Raw genomic sequence first — 18,639 nt, 5'->3', positions numbered from 1 at the left:
GTTTAGGTGGCGAAAATTGTATTTCTATTTACGGTTTAACTGCAAAACGCTAAGAATTTCCTTTTACAGCTTACATCTTCCATTTTTTCCTATTTTTGAAACATGAAATTCCATTACTTACTTTTCCTGGCTTTTATAGCGGTTTTTGCATCATGCAAACAAGAGGATAAAGTTCACCATTATATCAAATTCGATAAAACCAACGATTTATATAACTTCTTAAAATGGTCACCCGATCATCGTTTTCCGCTAATTAGTGCTCACCGTGGCGGACCAATGCCTGGTTTCCCAGAAAACTGTATCGAAACATTTGAAAATTCCACCACCTATAATCCAATGGTGATTGAATTTGATATCGCGTATAGCAAAGATTCAGTCATGGTAATCATGCACGATGATCAATTAGACCGAACTTCGACAGGAAAAGGAAACATTGGTAACTACACTTACGAGGAATTAAAAGCTTTTAACCTAAAAGACGATGATGGCCAGGAAACCAATTTTAAAATTCCAACTTTGGATAGTGTTTTAAGCTGGAGTAAAGGCAGAGTACTACTTACGATAGATTTAAAAAGAGGTGTTTCCTACGCGAAAGTGATTGAAAAAGTTCGACAGTATCATGTAGAAAGCAACTCAATTATTATTACTTACACTGCAAACCAAGCCAAAGAAGTGCATCAGCTGGCGCCTGAATTGATGATTTCTGCATCAGTACAAAAGAAATCAGAACTGAAGCGCTTAAATAGTTTAGGTATTCCAAACAATAGGATTGTTGCTTTTGTTGGCGTTTCTGCTCCCGATAAAGAACTTTATCAATATCTGCATGATAAAGGTATTACAACGATACTGGGAACCATGGGCAATATTGATAAAAGTTCAATAGCCAATCCTGTAAAAAACGTATATTATCATTTGGTAAATAATGGCGCCGATATTTTATCATCAGATAATATTGCTCAGGCTGCAGAACAATTGGATAAGTTTAGGTATAACAAAAAGTTGAGTTCGCCTCACGTGAATTAAAATCTTAAATCGTCGATGACGAACTGCTAAATAACTTCGTATTCTTTGCGATTAATATTAAACAAAATGAGTATTTCGGTCAAAAATCTTTCCAAGCATTATGATAAGCAAAAAGCTGTCGACGCAATTAGTTTTGAAGCTAAACCTGGGCGTATTTTAGGATTTCTGGGGCCGAATGGTGCAGGGAAATCTACAACAATGCGTATGCTTACAGGTTATCTCGAGCCTACATCAGGTAGTGCCGAAATTTCAAATCATAATCTTTTAACGAAAGCCATTGAAGCGAAGAAAAACGTCGGCTATTTGCCTGAAAATACACCGCTTTATACAGATATGTATGTGAAAGAATTTCTCAACTTTGTTGGCCAAACTTACGAACTGAAAAACTTGGCTAATCGCGTTGATGAAGTAATTAAACAGGTTGGTTTAGGCCCAGAACAGCATAAGAAAATCGGCATGTTATCAAAAGGTTACCGTCAACGGGTTGGGCTGGCACAGGCCATTATTCATAATCCTGAAGTTTTAATTTTGGATGAGCCTACTTCAGGTTTAGATCCAAACCAACTGGTAGACATCAGGGCTTTGATTAAAGAACTAGGTAAAAATAAAACGGTGGTAATTTCCACCCACATCATGCAAGAGGTTGAAGCGATATGCGATGATATTATCATCATCAATAAAGGTAAAATTGTGGCAAATGACACATTAGATGGAATTAAAAAAGCTAACAATCAAGAATCGTTGGAAGATATTTTTAGAAAACTCACTGCGTAATACTCATGTTTAAGCTCCGATTCATTTTACTTTTACTCCTATTTTTTATTGCAAAAAATTTAAAAGCTCAAAATTCAACCAGTATAAGTATTGGTGCCGAATTTGGACTTCCATCAGGGAATTTTGTTAGCCTGTCAGGCATTGGTTTAGGCGCTTCTATCAAAGCAGATTTTCCAATATCTTCAGAATTTGCTTTAACAGCTAATGGTGGCATCATGAACTTTTTTGGTAAACGAAACCAATTAATCAACGTCAAAGATTTGGTTTATATCCCATTAAAAGCTGGCTTGAAATATCAATTGGGTGAACATTTTTATGCTGAAGCGCAACTGGGTGCAGGTTTGTCTGCCAACAGTGGCCAAAAAACTATTTTTGTATGGTCTCCCGGTATTGGCAACCAATTCAAAATGGCAGGAAAAAACAAGCTTGATTTAGGTATTCGTTATGAAGGTTGGACAGGGAAAAATGAAACCAAAATAATCGGGATCAACAATACCAGTACTAAAGGTTTTGTGGGAATTCGATTGGCTTACGTGTTTGGGCTATAAGCGAAATCTAAATCGCCTTAGAATCTTTTTGCTTCAACAAACATTAATCTTATATCCTAACCACTTAAAGTTTACAAGTTTTTGTATCTTTCAGCATCTAAATCAACGATATGAAAAAAATATTGACTACAACACTTTTGTGCGCCATTGGCATGTTTTCCTTTGCTCAAACTAAAATTGGTATTAAGGCTGGGGTAACCTTGCCAACAATGTTATCTCATAGCACTGCTGAAATTTTTGATGGCCCCTCAGAATATAACTTTAAATCAAATACTTCATTCTATATAGGCGGAACAATTGATTTTCCTATTTCTAAAAGTTTTGCTATACAACCTGGATTAACCTTAACCGGGAAAGGTGGAAAAACCGAAATTTTTGAATCGAATTTTGAGCCAAACAATCTCATTACGTTTCAGGGTACGTATAAATTATCTACCATGTATCTTGAGGTTCCTGTTAATGCCGTGTTTAATTTTGACTTAGGTACAGGGGAAATATTCCTTGGCGCTGGTCCTTATTATGCAATCGCGATAAGTGGTGAAGCAAAAAGATCTGGGATGGCAACATCAGGTTCCATAACTACAATTTCATCAAAACAAGATTTAGAATTTGGAAGCAATAAAGATTATAAAAGAGGCGATTTTGGGTTAAATTTTTTAGCCGGTTATCAACTGAAAAGCGGATTTAACATTCATGCAGGTTACGGTTTGGGGTTAACCAGTATTGATACCGACGGCTTTGATGAAACATCATTAAAAAACCGCGTGTTTTCGGTAGGTTTAGGTTTTTCTTTTTGAGAAATAGCTACAATTTAGTCTTTACTCACCACGTTGTACATTTAAATTTGCCCAAATATTTAGTTATCTTCGGCATTTAAATTTCTATGTACGCAGTATTTAAACGCGAGTTATTCAGTTTCTTAAGTTCGATGGTTGCCTATATCACCATCGGCGTTTTTCTGTTGGTTTCGGGTCTTTTACTTTGGTTTTTTCCCGATACCTCTTTACTGGATTACGGATATGCAGATTTAGCTGGTTTTTTTAGTCTGGTTCCTTATTTGTTCATGTTTCTCATTCCAGCCATCACGATGCGCTCTTTTGCCGAAGAGAGGAGAGAAGGTACGTATGAGCTACTCATTACCAGGCCCATTACGGTTTGGCAAATCGTTATCGCAAAATATTTATCTAGTTTGTTACTGGTGTTATTTTCGTTAATTCCTACCATCATTTATTATTATTCCATTTCAAAACTTGGTTTTCCGGAGGGCAATATTGATACCGGAGCAGTAATAGGTTCGTACATTGGTTTATTCTTGCTGGGCGCTGCGTTTACATCAATTGGATTGTTTGCATCCGCTCTGACCAAAAATCAAGTGATTGCTTTTGTAATTTGTGCCGCTTTATGCGCCTTTGCTTTTTTAGGTTTTGACTATTCCAGTCAACTTATTTCACTGCAAAATATAGAAGGTTTAATTTCTGGACTGGGCATCAATCAACATTATAATTCCATTAGCAGAGGTGTTTTAGATACAAGAGATTTGATTTATTTCATCACTTTTTCGGTCTTATTTTTATTATTTACCAAGCTGGTAATTGGAGGGAAGCGATAATGGCAAAAAATAAATGGTTTAGTTTTATCGTGGTCATTATCGCTTTGCTTATTTTAAATATTGCCAGTCATTACTTTTTCCATCGATTTGATTTTACTGCTGACAAGCGTTTCACCTTAAGCGAGAAAACGAAAGCATTATTAAGCAATAACCAAAAGCCAGTGACCATAACGGTATTTTTAGATGGACAATTGCCGCCGGCTTTGAAGCGGTTGCAAGTAGGGGTGAAAGATTTGTTAGCCGATTATAAGGCCTATGCTAATGCCGAAATCAAACTTAACTACGTTGATCCGCTGGCTGGACTAACTGCTGCTGAGCAGGATACGGTGATATACAACATGGCTCAGGATGGGATTGAAGCTACACGTACAGCATTAAAAACGGAAAGTGGTACAACCGAGAAAATCATCGTGCCTGCTGCGGTGATTGAAGCCGATGGGAAGCAGATGCCCGTTAAACTGCTCCAAAATTTTAATGTGGCTGGCGGCTATGAAGAAAATATCAACAGATCCATTGAAAATTTAGAATACATACTTACATCAAGTTTAAAAAAGGTTTTAAATGGTTATAATCCTCGTATTGGCTTTACAGAATCGAATGGTGAATTGACGGATTTGCAGCTGGAAGATGCAAGAGTAACTTTGGCAAATAACTACATTGTTGGTCGGGTTGATTTGAATACGATTACCAAAGAAGGCTTGGATAAATTAAATATGATGATTATCGCCAAGCCTAAAAAGCCATTTTCAGAAACTGAAAAATATAAAATCAATTATTTTGTAATGAACGGTGGTCGTGTGCTTTGGAGCATCGATCAAAATAATGCAGCACTCGAAAACCTGCGAACGCAAAACGGGCAGCTTGCCACCGCAATGGATTTGAATCTGGACGACATGTTATTTATGTATGGCGCCAGGGTGAATTATAATATCATTGCCGATCCGGCAAACAATGCAGAAATTCCGGTTTCTACAGGTGCTGTAGGTGCACAAAGCCAGATGCAACTCTATCCCTGGATTTACTATCCGATTTTACTTCCCGATACAGCGCAAACTGTAGTAAAAAAAATAGATGGCATAAAATCTGAATTTCCCAGCACTGTTGATACCATTGGCGTGAAAGGGGTGAGCAAATCCTACATTTTAGCTACATCGCCATATAATAAGGTATATAACCTGCCAAAACCTTTTAGCTTGCAAATGGTTTCGGCGCAATTAGATCCGAGAGAATTCCAAAGTACACCACAAAATGTAGGTTTAATTTTGGAGGGAAGTTTCCCATCGGTATTTGCAGGCAGACCGTTGCCTCAAGGCATAAGCCAGCCTTTTACAGCAGTTCTGAGCAGCAAACCTGCAAAAATGATTGTGATTGGGGATGGTGATATTTTTAAAAACCAGGTTTCTGAAAAAGATGGCTCCGCGTTTCCTTTAGGTTTTGATCGTTTTTCGCAACGAACCTTTGGCAATAAAGCGTTGCTACTAAATATTGTTGATTATTTTACGGATGATGATAATCTGATTAGTTTAAGAAATAAAGAAGTTAAGATTAGATTGCTGGATAAAGCCAGAATTAAACCGGAAAAAGGTAAATGGCAATTTATAAATGTGGCGGCGCCCTTGCTATTGTTAATATTCTTTGCAATTTTTCAACATTATTACCGCAAATACAAGTACGCTAAATAATTTTTATATTTTTGAAGAAGACTAATTGATATCATGAGATTTATTGTATCCACATCAACTTTATTAAAACATTTGCAAACTGTGAATGGTGCCTCAAGCAGCAGTACAGTTTTACCTATACTTGAAAATTTTCTTTTCGAAATTAAAGACGGAAACTTAACGATCTCTGCTACCGATTTACAAACCAGTATGACTACTGCTTTGGCTGTAGAATCAAAAGAAGAAGGTAAAGTTGCCGTTCCATCTAAAATTTTACTAGATACGCTTAAAACTTTGCCCGATCAGCCGATTGCTTTCAATATTGATGATGCAACTTTTGCCATCGAAATTAGTGCCGGCGACGGAAAATATAAATTGAGTGGTGAAAATGGTGATGATTTCCCTAAAATTCCTGTAGTTGAAAATGCTTCTTCGGTAAATTTACCAGCTTCAGTTTTAACAGAAGCCATTACCAAAACGATTTTTGCAGTAAGTAATGATGAATTACGTCCGGCAATGACTGGTGTTTTTTGCCAGCTTTCACAACAACACATTACTTTTGTTGCCACTGATGCGCACAAACTGGTTCGTTACCGCAGAATGGATAGCAAAGCTGACAAAGCAACATCATTCATTTTACCTAAAAAAGCCTTAACGTTATTAAAGGCAGCTTTGCCTTCTACAGATATTAACGTTTCTGTAGATTACAACGCAACAAGTGCTTTCTTTAAGTTTGAAAATATTAATTTGGTGTGTCGTTTAATAGACGAACGCTATCCTGATTACGAAGCAGTAATTCCTCAGAATAATCCAAATAAATTGGTTATCGACAGAGGTTTGTTTTTAAATACACTACGCCGCGTAGTTATTTTTGCCAATAAAACAACACACCAGGTAAGGTTAAAAATTAACGGGAGTGAGCTAAATATTTCTTCTGAAGATTTGGATTTCGCTAATGAAGCACATGAGCGTTTGAGTTGCCAGTATGACGGGGAAGACCTTGAAATTGGTTTTAATGCTCGTTTTTTAATTGAAATGCTTAGTAATTTAAGCGGCGATGAAGTAACATTAGAATTGTCTACACCAAACAGAGCAGGATTATTGATCCCTCAAACCAATGATGAGAACGAAGATGTATTAATGTTAGTTATGCCGGTAATGCTTAATAACAGCTACTAGTCTACTAATTTTTTAGTTGGAATATAATAAATGGCTTGGTTTTTGACCAAGCCATTTTTGTTTACCGACCAAATACATGTTTATGAATATCTTTACTAACCGCTCTATTCTTCTTTTCTTTGCCATATTTCTCATTAGTTTAAGTTCCTGTAAAAAACACGACCCTGATGTTGTAGTAAATGGTGAAGCAAAAGTTAAAATGATCAACGCTGCACAAACAGAGGCCGATCAAGATGTATTTGTTGATGGCGGAAAACGTTCTACTGCAGCATTAGCCTTTGGTCAAACAACAGATTATTTAAAAGTCGCATCTGGAAACAGAACCATCCGGTTTATGGGTTCTGCTAATCTGGAAACAGAATCTGCACTTAATTTTACACCCTCACTCACTTATTCTACATTTCTGGTAAACGATAGAAACGGCGCCAGAGAAATTGTAAGTTATGAAGATAATTTAAGCAATACTGAAAGTGGAAAGGCAAAAATTAAACTTATTAATTTAACACCGTATTTTACCACAGGCATTAACGTGAGTGTACAGGCAGGTACCCAATTTGTTAATGGTTTGCTCTTTAAGGAAGCTTCCAGTTACTTTTCAGTAGATGCTGATCTGAATTTGAGATATAACGTTGTTGGTTCTGGAAACATCAAAACCATTGATAATGCGAACTTTGTTGCAGGTAAAATTTATACCATCTGGTTTAGCGGCGCAACGGCGGCTACCCTTGAAGCGCATATTATAACTGATAATTAAATGCATCTGTTTATATGCTTTCTCTTATCTTTACGTTTTATTAGAACAGTATAATCTTTATGAAAAAGCGTAATTTTTTGAACCCCACACTACCTTTTATCCTTTTTGCAATTGTACTATTTAGTTCATGTATTAAAAACGATAATTTTATAGTTGGAGATTCAAAAGTTAGGATTTTTAATACAATAGTTTCGGATACAAGCCAGAATTTTTTCTTTAATAAAGCTTTGTTCAATAGCGTCTCTGGCATATCAGCCTTAGCTTCAAGCACGAATTCAGCTTACTTTGTAGTTGAAGCAGACAAGGAATATGAAATTGATGCAAGAAATAGTATTACTGGCGTTTCTAATAGCTCAATAAAAAATGTCTTTAGCTTGGGTAAAAACTATTCCATTTATTATACACAAACAAACAACTTATCCACTACCAAACCTAAGATGATTATCTACGAGGATCTCGTACGTCAAGATACTTCTAAGGCTCAAATTATGCTTATTAATTTAGGTCATACCTTAAAATCTAAAGTAAATATTGCAAGTAAAGATAGTTTGTATTCAACTTCTTTAGGATATGGAGAAAAAACAGATTATATTTCAATTAAAACTTTGAAACCAGCATCAACTTTATTTTTTAATTTAGTAGATTCTACCGGGGTCAGGGATTCAATATCTTATACAAACTTCATCAAAGGAAAGGTTTATACCATTATTATCGAAGGCGCAAAAAATGGTAAATTGAAAGAACGTTTAGTACCAAACAATTAAATTTCCATACACTTCTTATTTATCACTTCGATATTCATACTTTTGTCCAAAATATAAATTAACTACCCTTGGAATTTTTCGACTTACTTATACAATTACTCACTAATACAAAAGAAACGTTAGAAGTAATTATGCAGGAATATAAAACCTGGACATACCTTATTCTATTTCTCATCATTTTTGCAGAGACTGGTTTTGTAGTGACGCCTTTTCTACCTGGCGATTCAATGTTATTTGCTGTTGGTGCCTTAGTTGCAGGTGATGGCACAGGCTTAAATATCTGGTTCATGCTGCTCATCTTGATTGCTGCAGCTATTTTGGGCAATTCAGTAAATTATCAGTTAGGTAAGTATTTTGGAATTAAGGTTTTTAAAGAAAATAATAAGATCTTAAAGCTCAAATACTATCATCAATCACATGAATATTTTGAAAAGCATGGTGCCAAAGCCATCATTTTCAGTCGCTTTTTGCCAATCATCAGAACCATTGCACCTTTCGTAGCTGGAGCAGCGAGAATGTCGTTCGGAAAATTTACCTACTATAATGTCATTGGTGGTATCGCCTGGATTAGCAGTTTGTTATTTGCTGGTTATTTATTAGGTAAAATTCCTTTTGTAGAAAAAAACTTTGAAATATTAGTTTTGATTATCGCGGTAGGTACCTTTGTTCCGGTCATTTACGGTGCATTGAAATCCATTTTCTCAAAGAAAAAGGTTGAGGAAATTATTGAAGAGGAAATTAAGCAAGACTAGAGTTTAACAGCTTTTAAGCGCCGCACTATACAGTTAATTTACTGTTATTGTGCGGCTTTTTAATGTAGGCTAATTTAGAAAGACTTATCTAATGGGCTAAAGTTCTCTCCCGATTACAACACCGTTTTTATACTTCTTCTCTATATCTTCCTGAATCTTTTTTTCTTCGGCTGCTATATCCACTTTGATTAGGTTCTTAAGTTCTGGCTGGCCCGCATCAACCCAGGCAGAATACCAAAATGAGCCAATCTCCAATATCGCCGAACGCATTTGCCGTTCTACCAGTTGATTCATTTGGTCGTGGTAAACTTTCGAATATTCTAAAGAATATTGTTTTAACACAGTATTGTTTCTTTCCGAAAAGCTGAATTTCTTATCTGTTGGGAATGATGCAGCGAGTTTAGCTTCTAAAGTCAAAACGGTATCAACCAAACTGTGAGTATGCTTTAGTATTTTCCAGGCTTCTTTTAGTGGATTTTCGATATAAATCGCTTTGCCAACAACAAAATTGTAACGGGAAGAGAAAAGTTCTGGTAGTCTGCTTTCCCAGAAAGCATGTATGCCAACCTGATTGGTAAGTTGCCCATTATGGTTAGCCGTGGTATGTAACGGAACATGTGCATCGCCAATGTAGTGACCTAAATCGGCTGAATATTTTAGAATTTTAATTGAATCGCGGGTAGTAAATGCTTTAACTAAGCTAAAGTACGTACGCTGAATTTGCCAGGGAACAATGCCGTTTGCATTTAAATGCTTTTGTCCGTATTTGGCTAAGGCATCATTCCATTTCTCAGGAATGCTATCAATACTTTTCTCATAATTCTCTACATCGAGATAATGCCTTGGAGCTTCTAAAGAATCGGCATATCTCCGTTTATCTGGGTCTACAGCGTGTTCGGTTATGTATTTAATATTCTTTTTGTAGAAACCAATCATACCGGTTGGCAAAGTAAAAACAGCTAAATTGTTAATTCTTTGATGCGCAAAGAAACCCCAGGAAGTGCAGATGATGAGAGGGATGATTAACGCTATAGTAATCGTTAATCGTTTCATGTTTTATATTGGTTTATTTTAAACACCAAATTGACTTAGATGATGGTCTAAATGTTTGTAAAACATATTATTCCATTGCGTTTTGTTAAGTTTTCCGAACGAAAGTGATTCTTTCCCATCAAAATGAACTTCACCTAATTGTTGCGTTTTGTTTAGGTAATTTATTAAACGGGTTTTTTCTTTTTCAAATTCTCTTTCGTCAGCAATTAAAAAAGAGGGGGCAGTATGTAAATTCTTTTTATACGGTTTCTCACCAACTACTAAGTTTTTAATAAATGCTCTCATTAACAATTTCATAAAGAATTTTGGTTTTGGATGAGTATTATCATAAACCATCTCATAGCTTACATTACAGTGCGCAAGCATTTGAGAAACGTTCATTTTGCCCCAAAGTTGATTGGTAGCTGGTGTTAGCTTGTTAATCCTGTCGATAACCTCACTAGTTACATCAGGTTGAAAAATATTCTTCATTGTCTTATTCTTTAATTCTTCAGCATTTTATAAGAAAACCATCCCAATAAGGCAATAATTACCGCCATTAAAGCCCAAAGCCAGGTCTTATTTTCGAATAGTGGTTTTTCTGTTTTAATTGAATACGCAGGGTTTTCCGTTTGATTACCAATGGTTGCAGCCGTTAAGATAGTAGGGATTTCATTTTCAAATTTCTCAATCTCGTAACTTGGTGCCGTTACGTTCTCATTTCCATAATATAGTGCATAAGTTAGCGTAGGATTGTCGAAACGAGCAATAATCTCGTAAAGATTCCCTTTTAATGCTAAACCATTTAAACGTAGTGGTTTGTTATCGTTGTTTTGAATGGTGATTTTAAGTTTCGATGCAATTGTATTTTGGAAGTTGAACTCCGATTTTTCTAAGGAACTGATGGTACCCTCAAAAAGTGGTGCATAATTATATTGCATCCCCTTATCTGTTTTAAAACTATCAGTTGCATATTCAATCTTTATTGGGCGATAGAAATCGAAATCGCTTTGTGCATTCAATTTCAAATAGGATAGTGGTACAGGATTTTCAAGTGCGACATCGATAACTGTCTCTTTATCTACAGTATTGTTTTTTAGCTCAAATGTTTTGTATCTCACATCCTGATAAGTGCCTTTTATGGTATCAGTTTTATTAATTAGTGCTTCTAATAAACCAGGTTTAACAGGACTTTTTATCATCAATCGCAGATACTGATATTTTGAATCTGGAAAGCTAAGTTTAGTAAATTGATAATCAGTATCTTTGTTTTTTATAGATAAAATGCGATAATCTTTTAAAATGGTAAACCATTCGGAATTGCTATTGCTCCCCTCAAGCGTTACATCCCAATTGAAATTTGCTTCTTTAAATGCCAGATTTATTTGGTTAATTTCCGTAACATTTTTCAACTCGAAAGTATAGTAATAGCCATTAGCATTCGCACTCTCATTTACCGGTTTAAAATCAATTTCTTTAGAAATAATCTGGTCAGCTCGTTGTTTTAGCAAATACGGAACTTCCATGGTGTCTTTGCCTTTTATACCGAAAATCCTTAAATCTTCAAATCCTGCATTTGCATTTTTGTATAGCCCGTCTGGCAACTTCATGCTATGCCATAAAGAATTAACACCAGTAATTTCTCGTTTAAATTTGTAGGCGTTGGTTTGTGCATTTGCCGTGGCAAAACAGGCGAAAAGCAAAATAAATATATTAGTTTTTAACTTCAGCATCGTCAATAATTAAATGTTTGTACTTATTGTAAAGGAAAGAGATGATGAGTAATAGCACACCTAACGACACAAAAACTATGGTTTTAGATATGGTGCTTAATGAATATATATCATAAAAGAATAGCTTAATTAAGGTTATGCCGAACAAAACCATCGCTCCAATCCGCAGATGTTTTTTGTTTTTCGCTAAACCCATACTGATTAAAAACAGCGAATAAATTCCCCACAGAATACTCAATCCAAGTTTATAACTGCCATTTGAATGTGAAAGCTCCAGTAAATTAATAAGTTCACTACTGATGATCCACAAAATGGAAATGTACAATAAGTAATCGAACAGGGTTTTGAAGTCTTTTTTCAACAAAGCTGACTTTTGTAATTGATAGCATTGAACAATCAATAGTGCAAAAAATGCAAATGAAATGTATCTGATTCCGATATTGAAAGAACTGATGCTAAAATATTTGATCTCAGGGAATAGGTAATGATCGCGAAGTTCACTTAGAGTATAAAGTCCGTGGGTAAGAAAAATTACAACTGCCAATAAATTGATTACCAAATTAGCGATTGCCAAATTTTGGTTTTTTAATTTTTTAATGTTCAGATAAGTTAATACAGCGGCAAAAAACAGGGTGTATATATAGAGCCAGGCCGTTTTTAGTGTATCAATATTATAGTTGAATTCATAAGTCGCATCATCGGTTCCGATTCTCTGGTGAAGAGCGATTCTGGTAGATTGTGATAGGTAATTGAAGTATTTACAAATCTCAATTCTAAAAGTAAAATAGATAACAGCCAGTAGGATTGATGGAATTCCGTAATTTAATATTTGCCTCATCCATGGCCATTCAGCTGGCTTTTCTGTTTGTACTTTATTAATATTCAAAATCCAGATGAAGCTAATGATAAAAATAGAAGCGGTTAAGAAACCAACATTCAAAATCGGCATATCCTGCGGCTCTCCTCCATAATAATACCAGTTATAAATTTCCCAATCTTGTAGTAAGCTTAATAAAGCCAAAAATATTAGCGGGAAAGAAAGTTTTTCATAAATGGCGATGCCTTTTACTCTTCCAACGTAGAACAGTACAGCGGCTTCTATCGTCCAGAAAATTGTTACCCAACCGCCATCTAATTGAACAGGAACGGCCATTGTGATGAAAGTAATCACCATTGCCAAAATCAAATAGAATAAGTTTCTATCAGCAAGTTCTTTTTTATAGATAATCAAGCTCACGATGAAATGAATCACTGCATTGGCCAATGTAAATAACCCCAATAATTCAACACTATTTTTATTTTGCGATAGGATGAGATAACCAACTCCGTAATAAACAAAGGAGTTTAAAAGTATAATCACCACATCGCTGAAGCCAAAAAGTTCTTTCTTGGTTACTTTATAAGCCAGGTTTGTAATATAAAATATAATAAAGAAAACGGTTGAAAACAGCAATGATAAGGCAAAGAAGTTATTGTTGTTGCCAAGGTCGAGCCTCCAGGCTAAAAAAATCATCCATGTTAAACCAAAGGAGGCATAGAACAGCGGTTTCCAGTACTTTTTAAAACTTAAAATTAAGATGCCAATATTGATGATGGCCATGTAGGTAAATAACACGCCTACTTTTCCTGATCCATCACTTAATAAAAAAGGAACGGCGTAGGCGCCAACCAGACCGATGTGTGCAATAATCTGTTTGTTGTATTTTATCGCGGCAACAACTGTAAACGAAGTGAACACAACCATTAATACGAAAGCCAGGGCTTGTGGAATCAGTGAATAAAAATCGTAGGCTGCATAAGTAATAAAATACATGATAGCAATGGCTCCACTCACTAAAACTGCCGAAAAATTTTCGTATTTTTCTTTTAGTTTGATGGCAAAAGCCATTAACCCTGCGCCAACCGCATAACCTAAAACAATCCGTGTTAGTGGACTGATCATATCATGGTCGATGGCATATTTTGCGCCAATCGCTACACCTAAAATTAAAATCAGTATACCAATTTTGCTAATCAGGTTCTCGCCGATAAACTTTTCAAAATCAGATTTGACCATGTTTTCCCGTTTAAACCGATCTGCAAAATTATTTTGTGGTGGATTTTGAACAGGAGGAAAGGGATTTGGTGCTGGCTGTGAAACACTTTGTGTTGTTACAGCTTGCGGTGGTGTATTTCTTGGAGGTGGTACGATAATTGGCTCAGAAACAGGCGCTGGAGGTGGAGTAAAGCTAGTGCCCGGCGATTGCAAAGCCCTGACTTCTTGCTTCAAAGCCTCTATTTCTGCTTCAAAACCTTGCTGCCTGAGCAATAAATTTTCCAGCTTAACTAGAAGCAGGTTCAGTCTTTCGGAATTATCCATTCTATATTTTTAGTGCGTAACTTATTTAATAAATATAGGAATGAATTTTACAAGGTTAATGAAATAATTTATTGACTAGAAATAAATGGCTCATATTTTAAACAAATATCGTTATGGGTTTCCTCGTTTCATTACGTGAACAATGTATCTGCATTCGTTAGTGAGCACCGTATCCTTTGCAGTTAAATCAATTGGTAGGTTTTCTGGCATGTGCCAAACCAAACTGCTATAAGTGTCGCAATTGGTTTTTTCATTAAAGGTATGTTCTACTGACATGTCAATCATCCCATTAGCATGAATGCTAAAGCCACTTATTTTCCCTTTCTTAATGGATGAAAATGCGCTATCCATTTTTGGAAGAATAAAGGCCGGCATATTGTTAAAGTTGATATCATTTTGAATAAAATTGTTTTCTGCTTCGTTATCGTGTAGAAAATCAAATCTTTCAGCTCGTTCAGGATGTTCAATCTGGGCTTTTCTAAAACTAACAATCGTGTCTATATTGTCTACAATAAGATCATTTAATCTTTTATAAGCGGGTAAATCGTCGATAATTGCCTGGTTGAATTTAGTCTGTATCACCTGATTGAGTTCTTTCTCCCGGTTTTGACAGGAAGAGATCACAGCAATCGAGATGATGAGTGCAATGGCGAGAACATTTTTATATTGCATGTTAATAGGAATTGGTAATTAAGTAATGAATTGTTTGGTCAAACGTAAAAATATTAAAATGTTTTAATTACCGATTGAGATTTCTAATTTCACGATAAATTAAGAGTCAATGGAATTATCTTGCCCAATTTCGGCGGAAAGAATTAATGAAAATGTTGTGAGGATTATTGCGTTTGTGGTTGCAATAATTGCAATTTGCTGCATTACATTTTCAAATTATTGGGCAATATTATTTCTTACATTCGATTTTGGAATGAGGGCATTTACCAATGGAAAATTAAGTTTATTGAAATTTTCAGCCATTAAAATCTCAAAAGCAATGCATTTGAATCCAAAAATGACAGATTTAGCCCCTAAAAAATTTGCGGCAACCTTAGGCTTTATTTTTTGCCTATTGATTACCGCAACATTGATATTTAATTTTGCAACAGCAGCAATTATACTTACGTCGATTATGGCTGTTTTCGCTTTGCTGGAAAGTTTATTTGCTGTATGTGTGGGTTGCTACGTTTATACTTTTTTACAAATCCTGAAAAAAGATAAAGCTTAATTATTTCTTCAAAGCTTCTCTAACTTTTGGTGCAATCTGGGTTCCGAAGATTTCAATAGATTTCATCATGGCTGCGTGTGATGGTCCACCAACATCCATGTGTGCAGAAAAACGGGTTAGGCCAAAGGTTTCTTCCACCGCTAAAATTCTATCAACAGATTGATTCACATCCCCAATAATTAGAGCGCCGCCTTTCTCTATACCTGCGTCATATTGATTGCGTTGGTAGGGTGCCCAACCACGAGAGCGACCAACTCTATTCATTTGTGCCGAATAAAGTGGGTAGTAGTAATCTGCAATCTCCTGATTATTTTCTCCAAATAACGAGTGCATGTGCACACCTACTTCGAATTTATTCATATCGTGGCCATAAGCCTGATACACTTTTTTATAATAATCGAAAAGCGGTTTAAATTGTACGGGTTGTCCGCCAATGATGGCAAACATTACCGGCAAACCCAATCGTCCGGCCCGTTCTACTGATTCTGGTGTACCTCCAACCGCCACCCATATTTTTAAATGATCATTTACCGCCCGTGGTAACACTTCCTGATTCACCAACTCAGGACGGAACTTACCTTTCCAGGTTATTTTAGGCGCTGCGTTGATTTTTAAAAGCAGTTCTAGTTTTTCTTCATAAAGTTCATCATAATCCTGAAGATTGTAACCGAACAGAGGAAAAGATTCGATAAAGCTTCCACGACCAGCCATAAGCTCTGCTCTACCATTGGAAATTAAATCAATAGTGGCGAAGTTTTGATAAAGTTTTACCGGGTCTGATGAGCTTAAAACCGAAACCGCACTGCTCAATTTAATGTTTTTGGTAACAGTCGCTGCGGCGGCTAAAATAATTTCTGGGCTAGAAACCGCATAATCTGGACGATGGTGTTCACCAATTCCATAGAAATCCAAACCAACTTCATCCATCAGTTTTATTTCTTCGATAATTTCTTGAAGCCTTTGTTGAGCGGGTTGAATTTCTCCCTTTGCATTGATTTGCAAATCGCCGAACATGCCGATACCTAATTCCATAATTGCTAAAATTTATAAAGCAAAGTTAATAGGATAGGAGAAGATAAGTTTTGATGTATGGTAAGAAAAAGGATTTTAATTAGGATATCAGGAGTTTAAGGTTCATTTAAGAATATAATCAGAGGAATTCAATTGTTCGGTCGTCATTGCGAGGCACGAAGCAATCTTTAGGCTTAGGTTTACTTTCTAATTTTAAGATTGCTTCGTGCCTGTCAATGACGGTAAACTGCGGTAGCAAATAACATCATCGGACTTCAGACTGCTGACCTTTGACTCTACTCTATCTTCTTGCCTTTCATTGCTGTAGAAATCGCAGCATCCATTACACGTTCTGCAAAAGGACGAGTAAATTCGTTCAATTCATCAGCTTTTTTCAAAATTGTATCTTTTTCTTGGGTTGCCAAAGCTGTTTTCAAAGCCTCAATATGAACTTTCGTCTCAGCAATTTCTTCAGCAGTTAAATGTTCAGCATGTTTTTCTATAAAACGTTCGGCAGTGTAAAGCAATTGCTCGCCCTCACTTCGGGCTTCAATTAACATGCGTTGTGCTACATCGCTTTGCGCAAATTCAATACTATCTAAAAGCATTTTTTCAACCGTATCATCACTCAAGCCATAGCTAGGTGTAATTTCGATTTCCTGTTTTACTCCCGAACGCAATTCGATCGCCTGAACAGTTAAAATGCCATCTGCGTTTAGCAGGAAGTTAATATCAACTTTCGGTAAACCTGCAGGCATTGCCGGAATTCCTTTTAAATCAAACTCAGCCAGCTTACGGTTCTCTTTCACCAAATCGCGTTCGCCCTGGTAAACAGAAATTTTCATGTTTACCTGTCCATCAATTGATGTGGTGTATTGGCGACCAGCTTTTGTAGGGACTTTGCTGTTACGAGCAATAATTACATCCATTAAACCACCCATAGTTTCTATACCAAGGGACAGCGGCGTAACATCAAGCAACAAAATATCAGAACGATTTCCAGCCAAAACATCAGCCTGAATAGCAGCACCTAATGCCACAACTTCATCAGGATTGATATTATCCTGAGGTTTTTTGCCGAAGAAATCTTCTACAGCTTGTTTCACAAAAGGCGTACGGGTAGAGCCACCAACCAAAATCACTTCATCAATATCAGAAGCAGTTAAATCGGCATCTTTTAAAGCATTTTTACAGGCCGTGATGGTTTCTTCAACTTTCGCAGAAATTAATTGTTCGAAAGTTTGCTTATCTAAAGTACACCAAATCTCGCCAACTTTTTCGTTGTATAAATTTTGGGTAGACAAAGCTTTCTTAGCGGCCTCGGCTTGTAAACGCAGCGTTTGCATCAAAATATTATCTTCAGATAATACCTTAATGTCTAAATTATTTTTTTCGATCCAGTGATTTAAAATCGCCCTGTCGAAATCGTCACCACCTAGATAAGTATTTCCATTTGTGGCCAAAACCTCGAAAATTCCATTTTGAATCTGCAGGATAGAAACATCAAAAGTTCCTCCGCCCAAATCGTAAACGGCAATGGTTTTTTGCTGCGATGGGTCTAAACCAATTCCGTAAGCTAAACTTGCAGCCGTGGGCTCGTTTACAATGCGCATCACATCCAGGCCAGCGAGTTTTCCAGCATCACGTGTTGCCTGGCGCTGGCTATCGTTAAAATAGGCCGGAACAGTAATCACCGCCCTGTTTACCGGAGTTTTTAAAGCGTGTTCTGCTCTTGCTTTAAGCTCTTTTAAAATCTCTGCCGATAACTCGATTGGTGTATAAAAACGGTTTCCCGCCTGGATTTTTACCAATGAATCCGAATCATCATCAATAATTTTGTAAGAGAAAATATCTTTATGTTCAGCAACATCTTTATACGATCTGCCGAGTAATCGTTTTACAGAAAAAATAGTGTTTGATGGGTCGGTAGTCAAAAATTCTTTCGCCTCGTTACCTACAACGGTTTCATTTTGATTGTTGAAATAGACTACTGATGGTACCAAAATTCCTTTGCCAGAATCGTTAATTACTTGTGGATTTTTATCGGGATTAATGAAAGCCACCAAACTGTTTGTGGTGCCTAAATCTATTCCAACTATAATTTCTTCCTTTTGAAACGAACCTGTAGCAAGGTTAATTGATATTTTTGCCATGGGGCGAATTTACGGAGATTGTTGCAATGTTTTCAGATTGAAATGTTTTAATGTTGTAAAGAAAG

The 18,639-nt window shown here is 36.2% G+C and carries 18 protein-coding genes; 11 read left to right on the top strand and 7 right to left on the bottom strand.

Going from position 1 to position 18,639, the window contains the following annotated elements; translation table 11 throughout:
• The first annotated feature begins 102 nt into the window (after positions 1 to 102).
• From EA772_RS21495 to EA772_RS21450, 10 genes are all read left to right on the top strand, one after another.
• Complete coding sequence (locus EA772_RS21495) at positions 103 to 1,023, top strand: glycerophosphodiester phosphodiesterase family protein (RefSeq protein WP_124914883.1); 921 nt, start codon at positions 103 to 105, stop codon at positions 1,021 to 1,023.
• A gap of 66 nt (positions 1,024 to 1,089) precedes the next feature.
• A complete protein-coding gene (locus EA772_RS21490; protein WP_124914882.1) occupies positions 1,090 to 1,797 on the top strand; it encodes an ATP-binding cassette domain-containing protein in 708 nt (235 codons plus the stop codon).
• A 5-nt stretch (positions 1,798 to 1,802) separates the two neighbouring features.
• Positions 1,803 to 2,345, top strand: coding sequence for a hypothetical protein (locus EA772_RS21485; RefSeq protein ID WP_124914881.1), 543 nt, complete (start codon positions 1,803 to 1,805; stop codon positions 2,343 to 2,345).
• A gap of 110 nt (positions 2,346 to 2,455) precedes the next feature.
• Positions 2,456 to 3,142, top strand: a complete 687-nt coding sequence (locus EA772_RS21480; RefSeq protein WP_124914880.1) for a porin family protein — start codon at positions 2,456 to 2,458, stop codon at positions 3,140 to 3,142.
• Positions 3,143 to 3,228: 86 nt separating this feature from the next.
• Positions 3,229 to 3,954 carry a gliding motility-associated ABC transporter permease subunit GldF gene (gene gldF, locus EA772_RS21475; RefSeq protein ID WP_010600604.1) on the top strand — a complete coding sequence of 242 codons (726 nt, stop codon included), beginning with the start codon at positions 3,229 to 3,231 and terminating at the stop codon, positions 3,952 to 3,954.
• Complete coding sequence (gene gldG / locus EA772_RS21470; RefSeq protein ID WP_124914879.1) at positions 3,954 to 5,636, top strand: gliding motility-associated ABC transporter substrate-binding protein GldG; 1,683 nt, start codon at positions 3,954 to 3,956, stop codon at positions 5,634 to 5,636. Before gldF ends, gldG begins: the two co-directional genes overlap by 1 nt.
• Positions 5,637 to 5,669: 33 nt before the next feature.
• On the top strand, positions 5,670 to 6,794 hold the full coding sequence (dnaN, locus tag EA772_RS21465; protein ID WP_116167472.1) for a DNA polymerase III subunit beta: 1,125 nt from the start codon (positions 5,670 to 5,672) through the stop codon (positions 6,792 to 6,794).
• 82 nt (positions 6,795 to 6,876) lie between these two features.
• Positions 6,877 to 7,548 carry a DUF4397 domain-containing protein gene (locus EA772_RS21460; protein WP_168187616.1) on the top strand — a complete coding sequence of 224 codons (672 nt, stop codon included), beginning with the start codon at positions 6,877 to 6,879 and terminating at the stop codon, positions 7,546 to 7,548.
• A 59-nt stretch (positions 7,549 to 7,607) separates the two neighbouring features.
• Positions 7,608 to 8,312 (top strand): hypothetical protein, encoded by a 705-nt coding sequence (locus EA772_RS21455; protein ID WP_124914877.1) that lies wholly within the window; start codon positions 7,608 to 7,610, stop codon positions 8,310 to 8,312.
• 68 nt (positions 8,313 to 8,380) lie between these two features.
• Positions 8,381 to 9,064: a VTT domain-containing protein gene (locus EA772_RS21450; protein ID WP_168187615.1), complete on the top strand. Its 684-nt coding sequence runs from the start codon at positions 8,381 to 8,383 to the stop codon at positions 9,062 to 9,064.
• Between the two features lie 96 nt (positions 9,065 to 9,160).
• Here EA772_RS21450 and EA772_RS21445 read toward each other — a convergent pair whose 3' ends face one another.
• The 5 genes from EA772_RS21445 to EA772_RS21425 form a co-directional block, all read right to left on the bottom strand.
• Positions 9,161 to 10,117: a zinc dependent phospholipase C family protein gene (locus EA772_RS21445; protein ID WP_124914876.1), complete on the bottom strand. Its 957-nt coding sequence runs from the start codon at positions 10,115 to 10,117 to the stop codon at positions 9,161 to 9,163.
• An 18-nt stretch (positions 10,118 to 10,135) separates the two neighbouring features.
• Complete coding sequence (locus EA772_RS21440; RefSeq protein ID WP_124914875.1) at positions 10,136 to 10,588, bottom strand: DUF1569 domain-containing protein; 453 nt, start codon at positions 10,586 to 10,588, stop codon at positions 10,136 to 10,138.
• A gap of 11 nt (positions 10,589 to 10,599) precedes the next feature.
• Positions 10,600 to 11,829, bottom strand: coding sequence for a DUF3999 family protein (locus tag EA772_RS21435; RefSeq protein ID WP_124914874.1), 1,230 nt, complete (start codon positions 11,827 to 11,829; stop codon positions 10,600 to 10,602).
• A complete protein-coding gene (locus EA772_RS21430; RefSeq protein ID WP_124914873.1) occupies positions 11,810 to 14,188 on the bottom strand; it encodes a DUF2339 domain-containing protein in 2,379 nt (792 codons plus the stop codon). Before EA772_RS21430 ends, EA772_RS21435 begins: the two co-directional genes overlap by 20 nt.
• Before the next feature lie 111 nt (positions 14,189 to 14,299).
• Complete coding sequence (locus EA772_RS21425) at positions 14,300 to 14,860, bottom strand: hypothetical protein (protein ID WP_124914872.1); 561 nt, start codon at positions 14,858 to 14,860, stop codon at positions 14,300 to 14,302.
• A 109-nt stretch (positions 14,861 to 14,969) separates the two neighbouring features.
• Between EA772_RS21425 and EA772_RS21420 the strand changes: the two genes are divergently transcribed.
• Positions 14,970 to 15,410, top strand: a complete 441-nt coding sequence (locus EA772_RS21420; RefSeq protein WP_124914871.1) for a DUF4395 domain-containing protein — start codon at positions 14,970 to 14,972, stop codon at positions 15,408 to 15,410.
• On the opposite strand, the gene EA772_RS21415 is transcribed toward EA772_RS21420, so the two are convergent.
• On the bottom strand, positions 15,411 to 16,442 hold the full coding sequence (locus tag EA772_RS21415) for an Atu2307/SP_0267 family LLM class monooxygenase (RefSeq protein WP_124914870.1): 1,032 nt from the start codon (positions 16,440 to 16,442) through the stop codon (positions 15,411 to 15,413).
• A 275-nt stretch (positions 16,443 to 16,717) separates the two neighbouring features.
• Positions 16,718 to 18,574: a molecular chaperone DnaK gene (gene dnaK, locus EA772_RS21410; RefSeq protein ID WP_124914869.1), complete on the bottom strand. Its 1,857-nt coding sequence runs from the start codon at positions 18,572 to 18,574 to the stop codon at positions 16,718 to 16,720.
• Positions 18,575 to 18,639: the final 65 nt, after the last annotated feature.

The organism is Pedobacter sp. G11, from assembly GCF_003860265.1.
GTDB lineage: Bacteria > Bacteroidota > Bacteroidia > Sphingobacteriales > Sphingobacteriaceae > Pedobacter > Pedobacter agri.
This window is presented reverse-complemented; position numbering and strand designations above follow the sequence as displayed.

What these genes read in the sequence shown, in the direction of transcription:
- EA772_RS21495 (WP_124914883.1), top strand. Translation starts at nt 103, where the DNA reads ATGAAATTCCATTACTTACTTTTCCTGGCTTTTATAGCGGTTTTTGCA.
- EA772_RS21490 (WP_124914882.1), top strand. Translation starts at nt 1,090, where the DNA reads ATGAGTATTTCGGTCAAAAATCTTTCCAAGCATTATGATAAGCAAAAA.
- EA772_RS21485 (WP_124914881.1), top strand. Translation starts at nt 1,803, where the DNA reads ATGTTTAAGCTCCGATTCATTTTACTTTTACTCCTATTTTTTATTGCA.
- EA772_RS21480 (WP_124914880.1), top strand. Translation starts at nt 2,456, where the DNA reads ATGAAAAAAATATTGACTACAACACTTTTGTGCGCCATTGGCATGTTT.
- gldF (WP_010600604.1), top strand. Translation starts at nt 3,229, where the DNA reads ATGTACGCAGTATTTAAACGCGAGTTATTCAGTTTCTTAAGTTCGATG.
- gldG (WP_124914879.1), top strand. Translation starts at nt 3,954, where the DNA reads ATGGCAAAAAATAAATGGTTTAGTTTTATCGTGGTCATTATCGCTTTG.
- dnaN (WP_116167472.1), top strand. Translation starts at nt 5,670, where the DNA reads ATGAGATTTATTGTATCCACATCAACTTTATTAAAACATTTGCAAACT.
- EA772_RS21460 (WP_168187616.1), top strand. Translation starts at nt 6,877, where the DNA reads ATGAATATCTTTACTAACCGCTCTATTCTTCTTTTCTTTGCCATATTT.
- EA772_RS21455 (WP_124914877.1), top strand. Translation starts at nt 7,608, where the DNA reads ATGAAAAAGCGTAATTTTTTGAACCCCACACTACCTTTTATCCTTTTT.
- EA772_RS21445 (WP_124914876.1), bottom strand. Translation starts at nt 10,117, where the DNA reads ATGAAACGATTAACGATTACTATAGCGTTAATCATCCCTCTCATCATC.
- EA772_RS21440 (WP_124914875.1), bottom strand. Translation starts at nt 10,588, where the DNA reads ATGAAGAATATTTTTCAACCTGATGTAACTAGTGAGGTTATCGACAGG.
- EA772_RS21435 (WP_124914874.1), bottom strand. Translation starts at nt 11,829, where the DNA reads ATGCTGAAGTTAAAAACTAATATATTTATTTTGCTTTTCGCCTGTTTT.
- EA772_RS21430 (WP_124914873.1), bottom strand. Translation starts at nt 14,188, where the DNA reads ATGGATAATTCCGAAAGACTGAACCTGCTTCTAGTTAAGCTGGAAAAT.
- EA772_RS21425 (WP_124914872.1), bottom strand. Translation starts at nt 14,860, where the DNA reads ATGCAATATAAAAATGTTCTCGCCATTGCACTCATCATCTCGATTGCT.
- EA772_RS21420 (WP_124914871.1), top strand. Translation starts at nt 14,970, where the DNA reads ATGGAATTATCTTGCCCAATTTCGGCGGAAAGAATTAATGAAAATGTT.
- EA772_RS21415 (WP_124914870.1), bottom strand. Translation starts at nt 16,442, where the DNA reads ATGGAATTAGGTATCGGCATGTTCGGCGATTTGCAAATCAATGCAAAG.
- dnaK (WP_124914869.1), bottom strand. Translation starts at nt 18,574, where the DNA reads ATGGCAAAAATATCAATTAACCTTGCTACAGGTTCGTTTCAAAAGGAA.